Genomic DNA, 17,203 nt, shown 5'->3' with positions numbered 1-17,203 from the left:
GCACATGGCTAAGATTGGTTCAATCGTTAACATTCAGCACCCTACCTTCGTGGCCAAACAACAAGCGATGCATGATCTTGTTAATCAGCTAGAACACAACTTAGCAAAAGTAAAACAAGGTGGTGGAGAAGTAGCCCAACAACGCCATTTATCCCGCGGTAAAATGTTAGCCCGAGAACGGGTTGATGCCTTACTCGATCCCGGATCCCCTTTATTAGAACTCAGTCAATTTGCCGCTTGGCAATATTACAATGATGCCGTACCCGCAGCAGGAGTGGTGGCTGGGATTGGGCGAGTCAATGGCATTGAATGTATGATCATTGCCAACGATGCAACGGTAAAAGGCGGTACTTATTATCCCTTAACCGTTAAAAAGCATTTACGCGCACAAGAAATTGCAGAACGCTGTTGCCTCCCCTGCATTTATTTAGTGGATTCTGGCGGTGCATTTTTACCACGACAAGATGAAGTTTTTCCCGATCGTGATCACTTCGGCCGTATCTTTTTTAATCAAGCCAATATGTCCGCCAAAGGTATCCCGCAAATCGCGTCTGTCATGGGGTTATGTACCGCAGGTGGTGCGTATGTACCAGCCATGGCAGACGAGTCAATTATCGTGAAACAGCAAGGTACTATTTTCTTAGCTGGCCCGCCATTAGTGAAAGCCGCAACAGGTGAAGAAGTCAGTGCTGAAGCGCTAGGCGGTGCGGATGTGCACTGTAAAATATCAGGTGTTGCAGACCATTACGCTCAAGATGATAACCATGCCTTGCAACTTGTTCGCCAAGCCATCGCCAATATCAACCATGTAAAAAGAACTGATTTGGCGGTGTGCCCCAGTAAACCCCCCTTATTCGACAGTCTTGAATTATATGGGATTGTCGGCACGGATTTAAAAAAACAATTCGATGTAAAAGAAGTTATTGCTCGTATTGTCGATAGTTCTGAATTAGATGAATTCAAGCAATACTACGGCTCAACACTCGTATGTGGCTTCGCCCGTATTCATGGCTATCCCGTTGGTATTATTGCTAATAACGGCATCCTATTTTCAGAGTCTGCACAAAAAGGTGCGCATTTTATTCAGCTCTGTTGCAAACGTAAGATCCCACTCGTGTTTCTCCAAAATATCACTGGGTTTATGGTCGGTAAAAAGTACGAGGCAGAAGGTATTGCTAAGCACGGTGCAAAAATGGTGGCGGCAGTATCCTGTGCGCAAGTACCTAAGTTTACCGTGATCATCGGTGGCAGTTATGGCGCGGGTAATTATGGTATGTGTGGCCGAGCTTATAATCCAACGATGTTGTGGATGTGGCCTAATGCAAGGATCTCTGTCATGGGCGGTGAACAAGCGGCCAGTGTTTTAAGCCAAGTGAAGAAAGACGGATTATCCCGCAATAATCAAAGTATGACAGCGGATGAAGAGGCTAAATTTAAAGCCCCTATTATTGAGCAATACGAAACGCAGGGCGACCCTTATTATGCGAGTGCTCGGCTATGGGATGACGGCATCATCGATCCACTACAAACAAGGCAAGTACTCGGACTCGCGATTTCAGCAGCACTGAATGCGCCTATCGCAGACACCCAATTCGGTGTTTTTAGAATGTAATGTTAATGAATGCATAGACGATAACGTCAGCACAACTACTCTAGCTAGGATCAGTTAATGACAAATAATTCAGACAAGTTAAATATCATCAATGCAGAACACTTACACACGGCGATTAACGATCAAGGGATTGCGACGATTACCCTGACTCGGCCTCAAGTTTGTAACGCATTTAGTGTTGAAACAATTAGTCATTTACTCACGACCCTTGCCGTATTACAGCATGATCCAGCAGTACGTATATTACTGTTACGTGCGGAAGGTCAGCATTTTTCAGCAGGTGCCGATATTGGTTGGATGAAAGATATTGCAGAACTCGGCTATCAAGATAATCTCGCCGACGCAGCACAATTAGCAAAGTTAATGAAAAACCTAAATCAATTTCCTAAACCCACTGTCGCACTAGTTCAAGGCTGCTGTTTTGGTGGTGCAATCGGACTTGTTGCCTGTTGTGATTTAGCACTTGCGACAACGTCCGCTAAATTCTGTTTAAGTGAAGTAAAAATAGGACTGATTCCCGCTGTCATTAGCCCTTATGTCGTCGCTGCTATTGGCCCTCGACAAACACGCCGCTACAGCTTAACCGGAGAGGTTTTTACTGCTAAACAAGCGTTAGACTATGGTTTACTCCATCAGTTAGGTGATGATTTAGATAGTGTCTCGGCTCCTTTTATTGACGCATTATTGGCTAACAGTCCCGCGGCAATGCACGCAGCTAAATCATTAATCAATGATATTACGAATCAAGTCATCAACGACACCCTAATAACAGAAACAAGCCAACGTATCGCATCAATTCGGGTATCAAGCGAAGCACAGGAAGGACTCGATGCGTTCCTGAATAAACGTAAACCCGACTGGTTCAAGGAATAACGTCTATGTCGCATCAGGTCTTAGCCAATAAACCAACCCCCTTTACCAAAATACTTATCGCTAATCGTGGTGAGATAGCGTGTCGTATAATAAGCACCGCACAGCGACTTGGTATTCAGTGTGTTGCGGTTTATTCTGCTGTAGACAAGAATGCTCGTCATGTTTGCATGGCAGATGAGGCTTTTTATTTAGGCCCAGCCCCTGCGGCTGAATCTTATTTGAATTGCCCACGTATTTTAGCCATCGCACAACAAGCAAATGCCCAAGCAATTCATCCTGGTTATGGATTTTTATCGGAAAATGCGCAATTTGCCCAAGCTTGCGAACAACAAGGCATTGTTTTTATTGGACCAAGCGTTGATGCCATTACAACGATGGGCAGTAAAAGTGCAGCGAAGACGATGATGACCGCCGCGAATGTACCACTGGTCGCGGGTTATCACGGCCATGCTCAAGATACACAAACACTAACAACCCAATCGCAAAAAATTGGCTATCCACAACTCCTAAAAGCTGTATACGGTGGCGGCGGTAAAGGGATGCGTATCGTCAATACAGCTAACGAATTTAGTCATGCGCTTACGGCCACAAAACGTGAAGCAATGGCGAGTTTTGGCAATGACGATATGCTCATTGAACGCTACCTAACCAAGACCCGTCACATCGAAATTCAGATATTTAGTGACCATCACGGTAACTGTATTTACCTTAGTCAGCGTGACTGTTCTATTCAGCGTCGTCATCAAAAAATATTAGAAGAAGCCCCCGCTCCAGCACTTCCCCTTGCAACACAAATCGCGATGGGAGAAGCAGCCGTTGCCGCTGCAAAAGCCATTCATTATCGAGGCGCAGGTACGGTTGAATTCTTATACGATGAACACGACCAATTCTATTTCATGGAGATGAATACCCGCTTACAAGTTGAACATCCCGTGACCGAAATGATCACTGGACTCGACTTAGTTGAGTGGCAACTTTGCATCGCCAATAATGCGCCTTTACCGTTAACGCAATCAGACGTCCACATTGACGGCCATGCTATCGAAGTCCGGATTTATGCCGAAGATCCAGATAATGATTTTATGCCTGCCAGTGGTGATATTACGTTTTTAAAACAGCCGCCAACATCTCAGCATGTACGGATTGATACAGGAATACGCCAAGGCGATGAAATTAGTCCATTCTACGACCCAATGATTGCAAAATTGATTGTCTGGGATCATACCCGTGACCTTGCTTTACTGCGATTGCAGTCGGCTTTGAGTGACTATAAAATTGCTGGTATAAAAACAAATATAGGTTTTTTAACTCAATTAGCACAAGTGCCCGCGTTACAAGAGGCTGCACTCAATACAGACTTTATTATCACCCACGCTAATGCCTTATTGCCTGACTCAATGAATCTCGAGTATGCATTTATTCTTGCTGCAATGGCATTAGAATTACAACAGAACAATATAAAAGACAGCATAAAAAATACTATAGACAGTCACTCTTCACCTTGGGATGAAACCACTGGCTGGCGTTTGAATCAACCCGCAATCAATAGTCAACAACTGATGACAGAAGATGGCGTTCATTGTCGCGTATCACTAATAAAGCAGGCTCAAGACTATAAAGTTGAGCTATCTAGCCTAACACAGACTAACACCGCACCTCCTGAACACCTTAGTTATAACGTGAGTGGCGAGCTTGATGATAGTGAACTGGTGGCATTCATTGATGGTCATAGAGTCAAAGCAACAGCCGTTATTACCGCATTCAATATTACGTTATTTTATGCTGGTCAGCGTCTTGTATTATTACGTCAACTCGCTATAAAAAATCATGCATCACAAGCCAATCATGCAAACGAATTAGAAGCAAAAATAACAGCCCCAATGAATGGCGTCATTGTCAGCGTACTCTGCCAACCCGAACAACTTGTCGAGGCAGGCGAACCTTTAATCGTGATGGAAGCGATGAAGATGGAGTGTAATATCACCGCTCCAACAGCTGGTGTAATATCAACTGTGTTTTATCAGGATGGAGACATGGTCGAAGATGGTGCTGAATTAATACAATTAACCCCATCCTTGGCTCTTGATAAAAAGGAACAAGTGTCATGACTTCTCTGCTCTCAGATAAAGTGAATCTCGTCGCTGACAAGATTAATCAGCTCCCAGACAAAGTTAAGATTGTTGAAGTCGGTCCCCGAGATGGACTGCAAAACGAAATAGAAATAAGCCTTAGTGACAAGATTTCGCTCATCAATATCCTTAGTAATACCGGATTAACCATGATCGAATCAGGTAGCTTTGTCTCGCCAAAATGGGTGCCTCAAATGGCAAACAGTGGCGAATTATTTAAACGCATCAAACGTAATCGTGGCATTACCTATTCGGCATTAACCCCTAATTTAATCGGTTTAAATGCCGCAATCGCTGCAAATGTGGATGAAGTAGCTATATTTGGTTCTGCGTCCGAAAGCTTTAGTCGGAAAAATATTAACTGCTCGATTAACGAATCATTGCAACTGTTTGAGCCAGTGGTAACACAAGCGCTTGCAGCTGGTTTACGTGTTCGCGGTTATATATCTTGTACACTAGGTTGTCCGTATGAAGGTTATATTAGTATTAATAAAGTGGCAAAAGTCGCGCAGCAATTACATGACATGGGGTGCTACCAAATAAGCCTTGGTGATACTGTCGGCGTTGGAACACCTGAATCAGCAAAGTCGATGATCAATGCCGTTTCTCAGCATGTTCCCATTGATAAGCTAGCGGTTCACTTTCACGATACTTACGGTCAAGCGCTGGCAAATATTTATGCAGCATTACAATTAGGCATCAGTGTCATAGATAGTGCTGTCGCAGGATTAGGTGGCTGCCCGTATGCACAAGGAGCATCAGGTAATGTCGCAACAGAAGATGTGGTCTATATGTTAAATGGATTAGGTATTGAATCAGGCGTTGATCTCAATGAATTAATCGCAGCTGGTAATTTTATTTGCCAACGCTTAAATCGTCATAATGGTTCTAAAGTCGCGTTAGCTTACCCGACTGCACAAGCACGGTTTCAATCATTAATATGAGGTTTTAATGACAGTACAGTTTACAGTGCCTATCTGGACTCCAAGCCAAGCCCGTATTGATGGCAGTAACATTAACCGTTACCTGCATTTTTTACGTGATGAATACAGCCTTACATTTGTACATTACCAACAATTACATCAGTGGAGTATTGATAATACCGCTTTATTCTGGGGGTCGATTGTTACCTTTTTCAAATTTAAAGGCCACTTTGATCTTAATCGCATTTTTATTCAAGATGATTGTTTTTACCGCTGCCAGTGGTTCCCAGGCTCAACATTGAATTTTGCTGAAAACCTGTTATTTCCCAATAATATTTCGACCAATAAAAATGAAAAATCAAACCAAGATAAACTCGCGATCATCAGTCGTGGTGAAGACGGTCGACGTACAGAACTCAGTTATAACGAGTTACGTAATGAAGTCACTCGCGTGGCTGGAGCCATGCGAGAATTAGGTGTAGTCAAAGGCGATCGTGTCGCTGGTTTATTACCCAATAGTAGCGAAGCCATTATTGCCATGTTGGCCACCAGCAGTATTGGCGCAATCTGGTCATCTTGCTCTCCCGATTTTGGACATCAAGGCGTCTTAGACAGGTTTCATCAGATCCAACCTAAATTATTGTTTGCCTGTAACGGTTATCAGTATGCCGGTAAACAAATTAATATCATGGATAAAGTGACCGCCATTGCCAATAAATTACAAGATCTACGCAAACTTGTTATTATTCCCTATTTAAAGACACCACAAGATTCTCAACCAAGCAACATAGATAACCAACACCTTAAAAATACCATACAATGCGGCTGGCAACATTTCAGCGCAGCTATCCCCCGCTCGCTCACCTTTGAAGCTGTACAGTTTTCGGATCCCTTGTATATACTCTATTCATCAGGCACAACGGGCATGCCTAAATGTATCATCCACAGTGTCGGAGGCACGTTATTACAGCATGTCAAAGAACTGGTATTGCATACAGATGTGAGTGTCGATGACCACATTTTTTATTATACAACCTGTGGCTGGATGATGTGGAACTGGCTTGTCAGTAGCTTATCTCAAGGTGCCACCTTAGTGCTATTTGACGGCTCACCTTTTTATCCTCATCAGCAAATACTGTTTGAACTAGCTGACACAGAAAAGGTGTCTATTTTTGGTGCCAGTGCGAAGTATTTTTCAGCCTGTGATAAAGCATTATTACGCCCCCAGCAAGACTATAGTCTCAACCATTTAAACACCATTTTATCGACAGGGTCGACTTTAACACACGAGAGTTATGATTATATTTATCAGCACATTAAAAAGGATATATGCGTTTCAAGCATCTCTGGTGGCACGGATATTATTTCTTGCTTTATGCTAGGCATGTCTACCTTACCCGTATATCGAGGCGAGCTACAATGCCTAGGTTTAGGCATGGACGTTGACTTTATAAAAGGGGAATTGGTTTGTCGTCAACCCTTTCCCTCCATGCCAACCGGTTTTTGGCAAGACCCTTATAAGCTGAAATACCATAACGCTTATTTTACACGGTTCGATAACATTTGGGCACAGGGTGATTACGGCGAGCTAATTAAGCATTACGTCGAGCCCACAGATAAAATAAACATCGCCCCCACTATAAATAGCATGCAGCAAGACATCAATGTGAATCAAATTGGCGTGATGCTCCACGGTCGATCCGATGCTGTATTAAACCCTGGTGGCGTTCGTATCGGTACCGCAGAAATATACCGGCAAGTAGAGAAATTAGCCGTCGTGCAAGAATCGATTGCGATCGCTCAGCAATGGCATGATGATGTTCGCGTTATTCTATTTGTGCGCCTGTCTACTCATGTTAATTTAGATGCCCTGTTAATATCACAAATAAAAAACATTATCCGAACCAATACCAGCCCAAGGCACGTCCCCGCTAAAATAATTGCCGTGGCCGATATCCCAAGAACCATTAGCGGTAAGATCGTCGAACTTGCAGTACGTAACATCGTACATGGTATCGAGGTGACAAATAAAGATGCTCTCGCCAATCCGGAAGCCTTAGACTTGTTTGCTAACCTCACTGAGCTACAATGTGACTAGTAATGTGAATAGTAATGTGGTGAATAGCAATGTTATAACTGTCACATTCACACCTTGCACCTTTACACTCTTATACATAGCACCACTTGTATATCGTAAATTTACAATGTACGATATACATCATTGTAAATACAGATGATAGCGACAGTATTAGAGAGGGTCAGATGTCTTCAATTATAATAAAACACTTTTTTCACCCAGATAGTTCAACGATAAGTTACCTTATTTATGATTTGATTAGCCTTAAAGCTGCCATTATTGATAGTGCACTCGATTATGAAAGTAACTCAGGTAACATTACTTTTGATTTTGCTAACTCTCAAATTGAATTTATAAAGCAGCATAAGTTAACGCTAACGTGGATATTAGAAACACATGCGCATGCAGACCATTTATCAGCCGCTTATTATTTGAAATCACAGCTTGGTGGTAAGATCGCTATTGGTAAATACATCACGCAAGCGCAGCAAACCTTTAAAGACATTTTTGCATTAAACGACGCTGAAATATCAGTGTCTGGTAAAGAGTTTGACCAACTACTCAGTCACGATGACACACTATTCATTGGTGATACCGCCATCAAAGTCATTGAAACACCCGGCCACACCAGAGATAGCGTCACTTATCTCATCGAAGATAATGCATTTATTGGTGATACCTTATTCATGCCAGACAGTGGTTCAGCCCGCTGTGACTTCCCCGGCGGTGCAGCGTCAGAGCTTTATCAAAGCATCAAACAGCTTTACGAACTGCCTGACAATACCAAGCTTTGGATGTGCCATGATTACCAGCCAAATGGCAGAGAATTACAATTCCAAACGACAGTCGCAGAAAGTAAGCAGTCAAATATTCATATTACAGATGATGTCACCCTCGATAGCTTTGTTACTGTTCGTCAAACCCGTGATAACAAACTTGCAGTGCCAAGACTTCTGTATCCTGCATTACAAGTGAACATTAAAGGGGGAGAACTACCGCAAGCAAGTGATCACCAACCAGTATTCTTCAAAATACCTGTGCATATATTAAAAGCAGAGGATCAAAATGACTGAATTAGCATTTTTTGACTCAATTTTAGGTGGGCTTATTTTATCAAGTTCCGCTTTATTACTGCTGTTTGGCATAGGTAAAGTCTGTGGTATATCGGGGATTTTCTATGGCTTAAAAAATTTGCATTCGTCAGGTGAATACTGGCGAATCATGTTTATCCTCGGATTGATCATCAGTCCATTTTTCGCCGGTTTATTCGGATTTTCATTACCGAGTAGCATTGATGTGAGCTGGTCTGCAATTATCATTGGTGGTTTACTCGTTGGTATCGGTTCTCGCGTGGGCTCTGGCTGTACTAGTGGTCACGGTATTTGTGGTATTGGACGACTGTCTGCTCGCTCAATAATAGCAACTATCACCTTTATGAGCACCGCTATGATTACCGTTTTTATCGTCAATAACGTTTTTGCCATCAACTAAGTTAGGATAAACATGACCCTTTTTATAGCGTTATCTATCGCCTTATTCTGCGGTATCTTGTTTGGTTTTGGTTTGATCGTCGCACAAATGGTCAACCCGAATAAAATATTCAATTTTCTTAATATTACCGGTGATTGGGATCCGAGTTTGGCTTTTGTTATGGGCTCGGCATTATTACTCTTCATTCCCGTTTACAAGATCCTAAAGAAAAAATTGAGGCAGCCTTTATTTGCACGTGTATTTAATTTGCCGATAGCAACCTTAATAGACCGTCGCTTAATTATCGGTGCTGGGTTATTTGGTATCGGTTGGGGAATATCAGGTATTTGTCCGGGGCCCGCCTTGGTTAATATCGCGAGTGGAGAGCCTAAAATTATTGCATTTATATTTGCAATGGTGCTGGGGATGTATATTTCTAACTATGTTAATATAGTGATATCACAGCCAAATGACTGATTAACTATGACTGAACAAATGAGCATTGAGCGATTAGAGCAGAATGCAACTAAAGCTGAATCACTGATGAAGGCATTAAGTAACAAGCATCGCTTGATGATACTGTGTTTATTACAGCAAGGTGAGTTATCCGTATCAGCACTGAATGCGTTAATACAGATCCCGCAATCGACGTTATCACAACACCTCGCTTGGTTAAGACGAGAAAAATACGTGAAAACACGTCGTGAAGCGCAGACAATCTATTATCAACTTGATGATAATAATGTGACCAAAGTGATTGATGTATTGCATGACCTGTTTTGTGATTAATCTTGTTTGCTCATTCGATAATAATTAAGCCGTTACTGAATAAGGCAAAATAAATAAGGTGCAAATCATGCACCCTATTTATAACTAACAGTTACTTTAACCATTTGATAGCTAAGCACTGTATGAATGAATAAGCTAAGTATTAGTTTTTATATTTACTCACATCAATACCTAACAACTTAGCAATACCATGGGCATAATCAGGGTCAGCTTTGAAGCAATGTCTTAAATGCCTGATCTGGATTTCTTCAGGTACACCGCCTAAGTTACGCGCCGTATTATCAAATAAAATAGCTTGTTTCTCTGGTGTCATTAGTCGGAACAAATCACCCGGTTGGCTAAAGTAGTCATCATCTTCACGATGATCCCAGTGTGCAGCAGCACCATCTAGACTCAGCGGTGGCTCAGAAAAATCTGGTTGCTCTGCCCACTCACCTTGATCATTTGGTTCATACCCCACTGTTCCGCCATGATTACCATCAACACGCATTGCACCATCACGATGATAACTGTGTACTGGGCAACGCGGTGCATTAACCGGAATGCTGTGATGATTCACACCGAGACGATAACGCTGTGCATCGCCATACGAGAATAAACGCCCTTGTAGCATTTTATCTGGTGAGAAACTGATACCCGGTACCACACTTGCTGGATTAAAAGCAGACTGCTCAACTTCAGCAAAGAAGTTCTCGGGATTACGATTAAGCTCTAACTCACCCACTTCAATCAAAGGATAGTCGCTATGCGGCCATATTTTTGTCAGATCAAAAGGATTATAAGGGACTTTAGAGGCATCATCTTCAGGCATAATCTGTATTTGCATCGTCCACTTAGGGAAGTCGCGATTATCAATACTTTCTAGCAAATCACGGTGATGACTTTCTCGGTCTTTACCAATTAAGGTTTCTGATTCTGCATCCGATAAATTCTTAATACCTTGCTGTGATTTGAAATGGAATTTAACCCAGAAACGTTCATTATCACTGTTGATAAAGCTAAACGTATGGCTACCAAATCCATGCATATGTCGATACGTTGCTGGAATACCACGATCACTCATCACGATTGTAATTTGATGCAAAGCTTCAGGTAATGAAGTCCAGAAATCCCAGTTGTTTTTTGCGCTACGCATATTGGTTCTAGGATCACGTTTTACCGCATGATTAAGATCGGGGAATTTAAGTGGATCACGTAAGAAGAACACGGGTGTATTGTTACCGACTAAGTCCCAGTTACCTTCTTCCGTATAGAATTTCATGGCAAAACCACGGATGTCACGCTCGGCATCGGCAGCACCACGTTCACCCGCGACCGTTGTAAAACGAGTAAATAATTCTGTTTTTTTACCAATAGCCGAGAAAATTTTCGCCTTCGTAAATCGAGTAATATCATGAGTAACAGTAAACGTACCATAAGCGCCAGAACCTTTGGCGTGCATACGACGTTCAGGGATCACCTCTCGATCAAAGTGTGCTAGTTTTTCCAGAAACCACACATCTTGTAGCAGTTGAGGGCCTCGTTTACCCGCGGTTTGGACGTTCTGATTATGCGCAACAGGGCAACCTGCTGCTGTCGTTAGTTTTTTACTCATCATTAATTCCTTCTATGGTTTATGACTTCATACAAAGCACTTAATACTCGTTTACCCTATTTCAAAAATATCGCACCTTCAAGCAGCTTCACCTACTCATGCGATTTATGGTATTTACTCGCTTCTTATTAAACCGATGTATAAATAATAGAATGGTTTTATACTAAAAAGAAAACGGTTTAACCTAAATTGTCAATAGCTTAAAACTATTAAAATTAAAAAACAAAATGCTACAACCTATCTAATGATAATCTCATTAATATTGCGTTATCGTGACGACAAGCTAAAGATACCCATTTATAAATACTTTTATGTATAAAATATTTAACTTTTGATTCATACTTTGTTACAAATAGTATATACCTCTCCGTAACTACTTGAAGATATACAACTAGGAAGTAATTTAAATGCAAGATACATTAACGGTAGTACTCGCAGGCGGAATGGGCGCACGCCTTTCACCACTAACGGATAACAGAGCAAAACCAGCGGTTCCTTTCGGCGGAAAATATCGCATTATCGATTTCACCTTAACTAACTGTCTTCATTCGGGTTTAAGACGTATTCTGGTGCTAACTCAATACAAATCCCACTCTTTACAGAAACATCTACGTGACGGGTGGTCCATCTTTAATCCAGAGTTAGGCGAATACGTTACCGTTGTCCCGCCACAAATGCGCAAGGGAGATAAATGGTATAGCGGTACTGCCGATGCCATTTATCAGAACCTATGGTTACTATCACGTAGCGAAGCGAAATATGTCGTCGTACTTTCTGGCGATCATATCTACCGGATGGATTATGCGCCTATGCTACAACGCCATAAGGAAAATGGTGCCGACTTAACTATAGCCTGTATGGATGTTCCTGTTGCTGAAGCGAGTGACTTCGGAGTGATGTCTATAGATGAAACCAAAAAAATCATCGCATTTTCAGAAAAACCTGGGCAACCGACCCCACTACCAAACGATCCAACAAAAAGTCTTGCATCAATGGGGATCTACATTTTCACGACCGAAGCATTAATCGACGCGTTAGAACAAGATGCTGAAAACCCGCATTCAAACCATGATTTTGGTCAAGACATCATTCCTAAATTAATCGATAAAGAAAAAGTATACGCACACCGGTTTGCAGGCAACTCAGGTCGAGTGAGTAAGGATGCTTATTGGCGAGATGTGGGGACTATCGATTCTTTGTATCAAGCTAATATGGATCTGCTGAAGCATGTATCTCCAATAGATTTATACCAGCGTGATTGGGCAATAAGAACCTACGAGCGACAATTGCCACCAGCAAGAACGACGTCTTCGGAAACGGGGAATGAAGGGATTTTTATCAACTCGTTAATTTCTAATGGCGTATTAATATCAGGCGGGTCTGTTCAAAATTCCGTGCTTTCTGCCAATGTAAAAATCAACGATGCGGCAACGATTTATGCCAGTATACTGTTTGATAATGTTGAAGTTGGCGATCATTGTCAGCTACAAAATTGCATTATCGACAAACACGTTAAGATCCCACCAGGTACAAAAATTGGTGTGAACGCGGCAGAAGATGCTGCACGATTCACCATTTCAGAACGTGGTATTGTAGTCGTGCCATCGACTTATCAGTTTGAGTCGTAGACTCACCCTTTTACTTTCAATACAGTGGTTAACTCTGGCAGTACTTCAAACAAGTCTGCCACTAATCCATAATCTGCGATATCAAAAATAGGCGCATCAGGATCATTATTAATGGCAACAATCACCTTGCTGCCACTAATACCGGCAATATGTTGGATTGCACCTGATATTCCGACCGCGATATACAAATCGGGAGCAACAATTTTTCCTGTTTGCCCTATTTGCAAATCGTTTGCCACAAAACCAGCATCAACCGCAGCACGACTCGCACCAACAGCACCATTAAGTTGATCTGCAAGTGTATCAAGCAGCTTAAAATTCTCTGCGTTTTTCATCCCACGCCCACCAGCAACAATCACCTTCGCAGTCGTTAACTCAGGTCGAGATGATTGAGTTAATGCCGCATTAATAAACGTCGATTTACCACTGTCCGCTTGTGGGTTAAGCACAGTGATAGGTACTTTGTTACCTGTGATTAACAGCACTGGCATAAATACGCTACTCCGTACCGTTATCACTTTAATACGATCAATCGACTGCACGGTAGCAATTGCCTTGCCTGCATAAATCGGCCGTTTAAATGTATCTGCAGATTCGATACTAATAATATCGGATATTTGAGCAACATCTAGCAGCGCTGCGACACGCGGTTGATAGTCTTTCCCACTTGTACTTGCAGAAGTAAGGATGTGACTGTAATCAGCGCTGCTTTGTTCTTGTGCTGCCGATACAATTAATGAAGCAATATTTTCAGCTAATGGCGACTGGTAAATTTGATGATCGGAAACCAGTATTTGGCTAACCCCTGCTATCCCCTGTGCAATTTCAACAACGGACTGACATTCATAACCAATAATAAGCAAGTGTAATTCGCGATCATCAGTGTGCTGCGCTAATTCAGTCGCAGCAGAAAGCACGCTCAGAGTGGCCGTTTGAAGAACCTTGTTATCATGTTCAGCCACGATCAAAATTGCCATTTAAATCACCTTCGCTTGATGCGTGAGTTTATCCACAAGTTCTGCCACATTGGCTACTTTAATACCGGCTTGACGCGCAGTAGGTTCTTCGACTTTAAGGGTGACTAAGCGAGGTGATAAAGCCACCCCCATCATATCAACCGGTGTGATGGTAATAATTTTGCGCTTGGCTTTCATGATGTTTGGCAATGATGGATAGCGCGGAGTATTCAAACGTAAATCGACGGTCACAACAGCAGGTAAACTCAACTCTATCGTTGTTAAACCACCATCAACCTCGCGGGTCACTTTGACGCTATTCGACACAACAAATCGAATCTCAGAAGCAAAAGTTCCCTGCGGCATATTTGCCAGCGCCGCCAACATTTGTCCGGTTTGATTGTTATCAGTATCAATCGCCTGCTTACCTAGCAACACTAGATCGGGTAACTCTTCTTGCACAACTTTATGCAATAATTTAGCAACATCGAGGGACTGCACTTCATCATCTGTTTTAATTAATATGGCGCGGTCTGCACCCAATGCTAATCCTGTCCGCAGTTGCACATCAGCAGCTTTAGGGCCAATACTGACAAGGACAACTTCATCTGCAATCCCCTCTTCTTTAAAGCGTACCGCTTGCTCTATCGCGATTTCACAAAATGGATTAATCGCCATTCTAACATTCGCGTTTTCAACTCCCGTTTCATCCGCTTTAATCCTGATGTTGATCTTATGATCAATAACCCGCTTCACTGCGACTAATATCTTCATGATTGCCCCACAACATACTTCTATTTATTCAACTAATTGGTTCGTGTTTAACAAATCAAACAATGATGCATATAAGAATAGTGGTGTTATGAGGTATGGCAAATTGAGGGGTATACGTAATAATCGATATCGGTAACGATACCTATTATTAACGAGGTGATCTTATTGACTAAATGCGAGGCGAACTTCTGGATCAGCAAATACTTTTTCAAAACGCTGCTTGTAGATGAGCTGCATTTCATTTGAGATCAAGCTGCCGTCAGGCACATCATTTTCACCTTTAAAATTTTTAACTATTTTTTTATTACCTAACTTATCAACAATAATGACGTCCATGTCGTACCACGAATTATCAGTGAATGTATGAAAGTCATATTTCCATTCATTTAATACAAATAAAACTGACTTAAGATCATCTTTGGCCAGTGAGCCCACGACCTTATCAACAGACATCGTTGGTTCAGTATTAACAACGCTCGCTTTAATCCCTTTTTTATCAAAGCCAGCTGATAAACGATTCGTTAAATACACAGACATCGGTTCTTTCGTCGTTGTGTAATATGAATAAGGGATACCAAAACCACTGCGAATAATGCCTTCGAACGCGGGTTCTTTATCGCTGTCGACCACGTATGCTCGTTTGTCCAATACCGCAATCGATATTTCAGTTGGCTTTTCTGCAAAGTTGATTTCAGGTGCTGTTTCATTGGCAGTCAATACACTAGTACAGCCCGAAAGAAGTAACACTGAAGCGCCAATAAAAACCTTTTTGTTTAACATTCTCTATCCTTGAATTTATATTAATAATCACAAAGTAGTATATGTTAAATTAACTTTTTAATAATGGTGTTTTAATATGAACTATTTGTTTTATGATCAACCTCATGAATTTTATGTGTTTTATCTATATATCGATAAATAAATAACCTTAAACCTGTTAAAAATTCAGTCTCATACTCATTTACTCCCTGTCAGCTCATAGATTACGGTTTAGGCATTAAGGCTTAAAACACCGTAAGACTTTAAATCATCAACTATAATCTGTAAAATACACGCCATATTATAACAAGTGACTTGCTTAATTGGGCGAGTCGCCACAAAGAGTACGCACAGATGAATAACGAACATGATGTCATTGATAATTTAAAAGACCTTGAGACTTTCCTACTAGACATTGAAAACGGTGGTTTAGGTCTGCAGGGTGTTGCAGGTGTTGGTATGGCAACAAACACTAAAGATGGCCGTCACTTTATCGCTGTATTTGATGATAAACAAAGTCTACTGTTAGCACGTTATGTAACAGAAGACGTTTATGAAGGTGGTAAAGAAATGGTACGTAACGGTGTTCAAAAGAAACACTAATACCTTACTGCGCAGTAATGAATATTTACCATAATAGCGAATAACAGGGTCTAGTCGATTGGCCAATACCCTGTTATTCTTTCTGTAATATCCATTTTCAAATCGCCGACCTATGAATTCACTCCACCTTAAAGCATTGCTCCTCGCGATTGAAACAGGTTCGATTTCTGCCGCAGCGCGTAAGCTCGGTAAGAAACAACCACAAGTTAGTCAGTGGATAGCAGATCTTGAGATTGATCTTGGTGTCAGTTTCTTTGACCGTACTGGCAATAAAACGACCTTAAGTAAAGCAGGTGAACGCTTGCTGCCAAGCTTAACGCACACCTTGAGCCAACTTGATAAGTTAGTACAAAGTGCAAACATGATCGCGCAAGATGAACCGACAGTATTAACCATCGGCATAGAAAACTACATTCCCGAGCAGACCTTTACGCAACCGCTGTCATTAACACTGGATTTAACCAATTTAAGTGTTGAAGTATACCGCGATGAGATAAACAGCTCACGCAAGACTTACAAAACGGCAATGTCGATATCATTATTACCCATGAATCGGATACCTTACATCATCAGCTGTTTGAATATTGCCGATTAGGACACTATCGAGATGTACTGGTATCGAGCCCTCAACACCCACTTGCCTCATTACCAATCGTAACGACCAATGAATTAAGTCAATATAGAGAATTGATATTAGGTGAAGCGAGCGAACACAGTGAAGGGTTTAGCCCAAGCTATGCCACCTTCTCAGATATTCAGCCACTTATCGCGATGTTGAAACACCATAAAGGCTTTGCATTTTTACCCGCTGAATATGTAAATACTGCAATAGAGCGCAATCAACTTGTTAAATTAAACTGTGATTTTGAACCAGCAGGTATTAACCGCAGAGTTGAATTATGCTGGCGTAATGGCTTAACACTCTCAAAGCAAGGTTGTCAGGTGATATCCGCCTTTAAAGAAAACCATCAGCTTATCCGTTGATGAAACACCCGCGGACTGTAAAAGACCCTTGA

The 17,203-nt window shown here is 41.7% G+C and carries 17 protein-coding genes; 13 read left to right on the top strand and 4 right to left on the bottom strand.

The genetic code is table 11. The features are described from left to right. Positions 1 to 4: 4 nt before the first annotated feature. The 9 genes from HWV00_RS08690 to HWV00_RS08650 all read left to right on the top strand — a co-directional run bounded on the left by HWV00_RS08690 (position 5) and on the right by HWV00_RS08650 (position 9,873). Positions 5 to 1,612 (top strand): carboxyl transferase domain-containing protein, encoded by a 1,608-nt coding sequence (locus HWV00_RS08690; protein ID WP_211685694.1) that lies wholly within the window; start codon positions 5 to 7, stop codon positions 1,610 to 1,612. 57 nt (positions 1,613 to 1,669) lie between these two features. Then, positions 1,670 to 2,485, top strand: a complete 816-nt coding sequence (locus HWV00_RS08685) for an enoyl-CoA hydratase-related protein (protein ID WP_211685693.1) — start codon at positions 1,670 to 1,672, stop codon at positions 2,483 to 2,485. A gap of 5 nt (positions 2,486 to 2,490) precedes the next feature. Then, entirely contained in the window at positions 2,491 to 4,593 is a 2,103-nt protein-coding gene (locus HWV00_RS08680; RefSeq protein WP_211685692.1) for an acetyl-CoA carboxylase biotin carboxylase subunit, read from the top strand. After that, positions 4,590 to 5,558: a hydroxymethylglutaryl-CoA lyase gene (locus tag HWV00_RS08675; RefSeq protein WP_211685691.1), complete on the top strand. Its 969-nt coding sequence runs from the start codon at positions 4,590 to 4,592 to the stop codon at positions 5,556 to 5,558. Before HWV00_RS08680 ends, HWV00_RS08675 begins: the two co-directional genes overlap by 4 nt. A 7-nt stretch (positions 5,559 to 5,565) precedes the next feature. Continuing rightward, the gene (locus HWV00_RS08670) at positions 5,566 to 7,635 is read left to right on the top strand and encodes an acetoacetate--CoA ligase (RefSeq protein WP_211685690.1); all 2,070 of its coding nucleotides are present in this window, start codon (positions 5,566 to 5,568) and stop codon (positions 7,633 to 7,635) included. A gap of 164 nt (positions 7,636 to 7,799) precedes the next feature. Further along, a complete protein-coding gene (locus tag HWV00_RS08665; RefSeq protein ID WP_211685689.1) occupies positions 7,800 to 8,687 on the top strand; it encodes an MBL fold metallo-hydrolase in 888 nt (295 codons plus the stop codon). After that, positions 8,680 to 9,105, top strand: coding sequence for a YeeE/YedE family protein (locus tag HWV00_RS08660; RefSeq protein WP_211685688.1), 426 nt, complete (start codon positions 8,680 to 8,682; stop codon positions 9,103 to 9,105). The genes HWV00_RS08665 and HWV00_RS08660 overlap by 8 nt, the downstream gene beginning before the upstream one ends. 12 nt (positions 9,106 to 9,117) lie before the next feature. Further along, on the top strand, positions 9,118 to 9,561 hold the full coding sequence (locus HWV00_RS08655; RefSeq protein WP_255554980.1) for a DUF6691 family protein: 444 nt from the start codon (positions 9,118 to 9,120) through the stop codon (positions 9,559 to 9,561). Between the two features lie 6 nt (positions 9,562 to 9,567). Continuing rightward, the gene (locus tag HWV00_RS08650) at positions 9,568 to 9,873 is read left to right on the top strand and encodes a helix-turn-helix transcriptional regulator (protein ID WP_211685687.1); all 306 of its coding nucleotides are present in this window, start codon (positions 9,568 to 9,570) and stop codon (positions 9,871 to 9,873) included. 142 nt (positions 9,874 to 10,015) lie between these two features. Here the strand turns inward: HWV00_RS08650 and HWV00_RS08645 are convergent, their stop codons facing one another. Continuing rightward, positions 10,016 to 11,467 carry a catalase gene (locus HWV00_RS08645; RefSeq protein ID WP_304610861.1) on the bottom strand — a complete coding sequence of 484 codons (1,452 nt, stop codon included), beginning with the start codon at positions 11,465 to 11,467 and terminating at the stop codon, positions 10,016 to 10,018. A gap of 407 nt (positions 11,468 to 11,874) precedes the next feature. Between HWV00_RS08645 and glgC the strand changes: the two genes are divergently transcribed. Beyond that, complete coding sequence (gene glgC, locus HWV00_RS08640; protein ID WP_211685685.1) at positions 11,875 to 13,095, top strand: glucose-1-phosphate adenylyltransferase; 1,221 nt, start codon at positions 11,875 to 11,877, stop codon at positions 13,093 to 13,095. Between the two features lie 2 nt (positions 13,096 to 13,097). Here the strand turns inward: glgC and HWV00_RS08635 are convergent, their stop codons facing one another. The 3 genes from HWV00_RS08635 to HWV00_RS08625 all read right to left on the bottom strand — a co-directional run bounded on the left by HWV00_RS08635 (position 13,098) and on the right by HWV00_RS08625 (position 15,605). Then, positions 13,098 to 14,072 carry an electron transfer flavoprotein subunit alpha/FixB family protein gene (locus tag HWV00_RS08635; RefSeq protein WP_211685684.1) on the bottom strand — a complete coding sequence of 325 codons (975 nt, stop codon included), beginning with the start codon at positions 14,070 to 14,072 and terminating at the stop codon, positions 13,098 to 13,100. Beyond that, positions 14,073 to 14,825 carry an electron transfer flavoprotein subunit beta/FixA family protein gene (locus tag HWV00_RS08630; protein WP_211685683.1) on the bottom strand — a complete coding sequence of 251 codons (753 nt, stop codon included), beginning with the start codon at positions 14,823 to 14,825 and terminating at the stop codon, positions 14,073 to 14,075. It lies immediately after the preceding gene. Positions 14,826 to 14,987: 162 nt separating this feature from the next. Further along, the gene (locus HWV00_RS08625) at positions 14,988 to 15,605 is read right to left on the bottom strand and encodes a hypothetical protein (RefSeq protein WP_211685682.1); all 618 of its coding nucleotides are present in this window, start codon (positions 15,603 to 15,605) and stop codon (positions 14,988 to 14,990) included. A gap of 333 nt (positions 15,606 to 15,938) precedes the next feature. Here HWV00_RS08625 and HWV00_RS08620 point away from each other — a divergent pair, with 333 nt between their 5' ends. The 3 genes from HWV00_RS08620 to HWV00_RS21450 all read left to right on the top strand — a co-directional run bounded on the left by HWV00_RS08620 (position 15,939) and on the right by HWV00_RS21450 (position 17,171). Next, on the top strand, positions 15,939 to 16,187 hold the full coding sequence (locus HWV00_RS08620) for a hypothetical protein (RefSeq protein ID WP_211685681.1): 249 nt from the start codon (positions 15,939 to 15,941) through the stop codon (positions 16,185 to 16,187). 112 nt (positions 16,188 to 16,299) lie between these two features. After that, the gene (locus HWV00_RS21455; protein WP_255554979.1) at positions 16,300 to 16,782 is read left to right on the top strand and encodes a LysR family transcriptional regulator; all 483 of its coding nucleotides are present in this window, start codon (positions 16,300 to 16,302) and stop codon (positions 16,780 to 16,782) included. After that, entirely contained in the window at positions 16,722 to 17,171 is a 450-nt protein-coding gene (locus tag HWV00_RS21450; protein WP_370630520.1) for a LysR family transcriptional regulator substrate-binding protein, read from the top strand. The genes HWV00_RS21455 and HWV00_RS21450 overlap by 61 nt, the downstream gene beginning before the upstream one ends. The last annotated feature ends 32 nt before the right edge of the window (positions 17,172 to 17,203 follow it).

The organism is Moritella sp. 24, assembly GCF_018219155.1.
GTDB lineage: Bacteria > Pseudomonadota > Gammaproteobacteria > Enterobacterales > Moritellaceae > Moritella.
The sequence above is the reverse complement of the archived record's forward strand: the minus strand, read 5'-3'. Positions and strand labels throughout refer to the sequence as shown.

Coding starts and splice junctions, on each gene's coding strand:
- HWV00_RS08690 (WP_211685694.1), top strand. CDS start 5: ATGGCTAAGATTGGTTCAATCGTTAACATTCAGCACCCTACCTTCGTG.
- HWV00_RS08685 (WP_211685693.1), top strand. CDS start 1,670: ATGACAAATAATTCAGACAAGTTAAATATCATCAATGCAGAACACTTA.
- HWV00_RS08680 (WP_211685692.1), top strand. CDS start 2,491: ATGTCGCATCAGGTCTTAGCCAATAAACCAACCCCCTTTACCAAAATA.
- HWV00_RS08675 (WP_211685691.1), top strand. CDS start 4,590: ATGACTTCTCTGCTCTCAGATAAAGTGAATCTCGTCGCTGACAAGATT.
- HWV00_RS08670 (WP_211685690.1), top strand. CDS start 5,566: ATGACAGTACAGTTTACAGTGCCTATCTGGACTCCAAGCCAAGCCCGT.
- HWV00_RS08665 (WP_211685689.1), top strand. CDS start 7,800: ATGTCTTCAATTATAATAAAACACTTTTTTCACCCAGATAGTTCAACG.
- HWV00_RS08660 (WP_211685688.1), top strand. CDS start 8,680: ATGACTGAATTAGCATTTTTTGACTCAATTTTAGGTGGGCTTATTTTA.
- HWV00_RS08655 (WP_255554980.1), top strand. CDS start 9,118: ATGACCCTTTTTATAGCGTTATCTATCGCCTTATTCTGCGGTATCTTG.
- HWV00_RS08650 (WP_211685687.1), top strand. CDS start 9,568: ATGACTGAACAAATGAGCATTGAGCGATTAGAGCAGAATGCAACTAAA.
- HWV00_RS08645 (WP_304610861.1), bottom strand. CDS start 11,467: ATGAGTAAAAAACTAACGACAGCAGCAGGTTGCCCTGTTGCGCATAAT.
- glgC (WP_211685685.1), top strand. CDS start 11,875: ATGCAAGATACATTAACGGTAGTACTCGCAGGCGGAATGGGCGCACGC.
- HWV00_RS08635 (WP_211685684.1), bottom strand. CDS start 14,072: ATGGCAATTTTGATCGTGGCTGAACATGATAACAAGGTTCTTCAAACG.
- HWV00_RS08630 (WP_211685683.1), bottom strand. CDS start 14,825: ATGAAGATATTAGTCGCAGTGAAGCGGGTTATTGATCATAAGATCAAC.
- HWV00_RS08625 (WP_211685682.1), bottom strand. CDS start 15,605: ATGTTAAACAAAAAGGTTTTTATTGGCGCTTCAGTGTTACTTCTTTCG.
- HWV00_RS08620 (WP_211685681.1), top strand. CDS start 15,939: ATGAATAACGAACATGATGTCATTGATAATTTAAAAGACCTTGAGACT.
- HWV00_RS21455 (WP_255554979.1), top strand. CDS start 16,300: ATGAATTCACTCCACCTTAAAGCATTGCTCCTCGCGATTGAAACAGGT.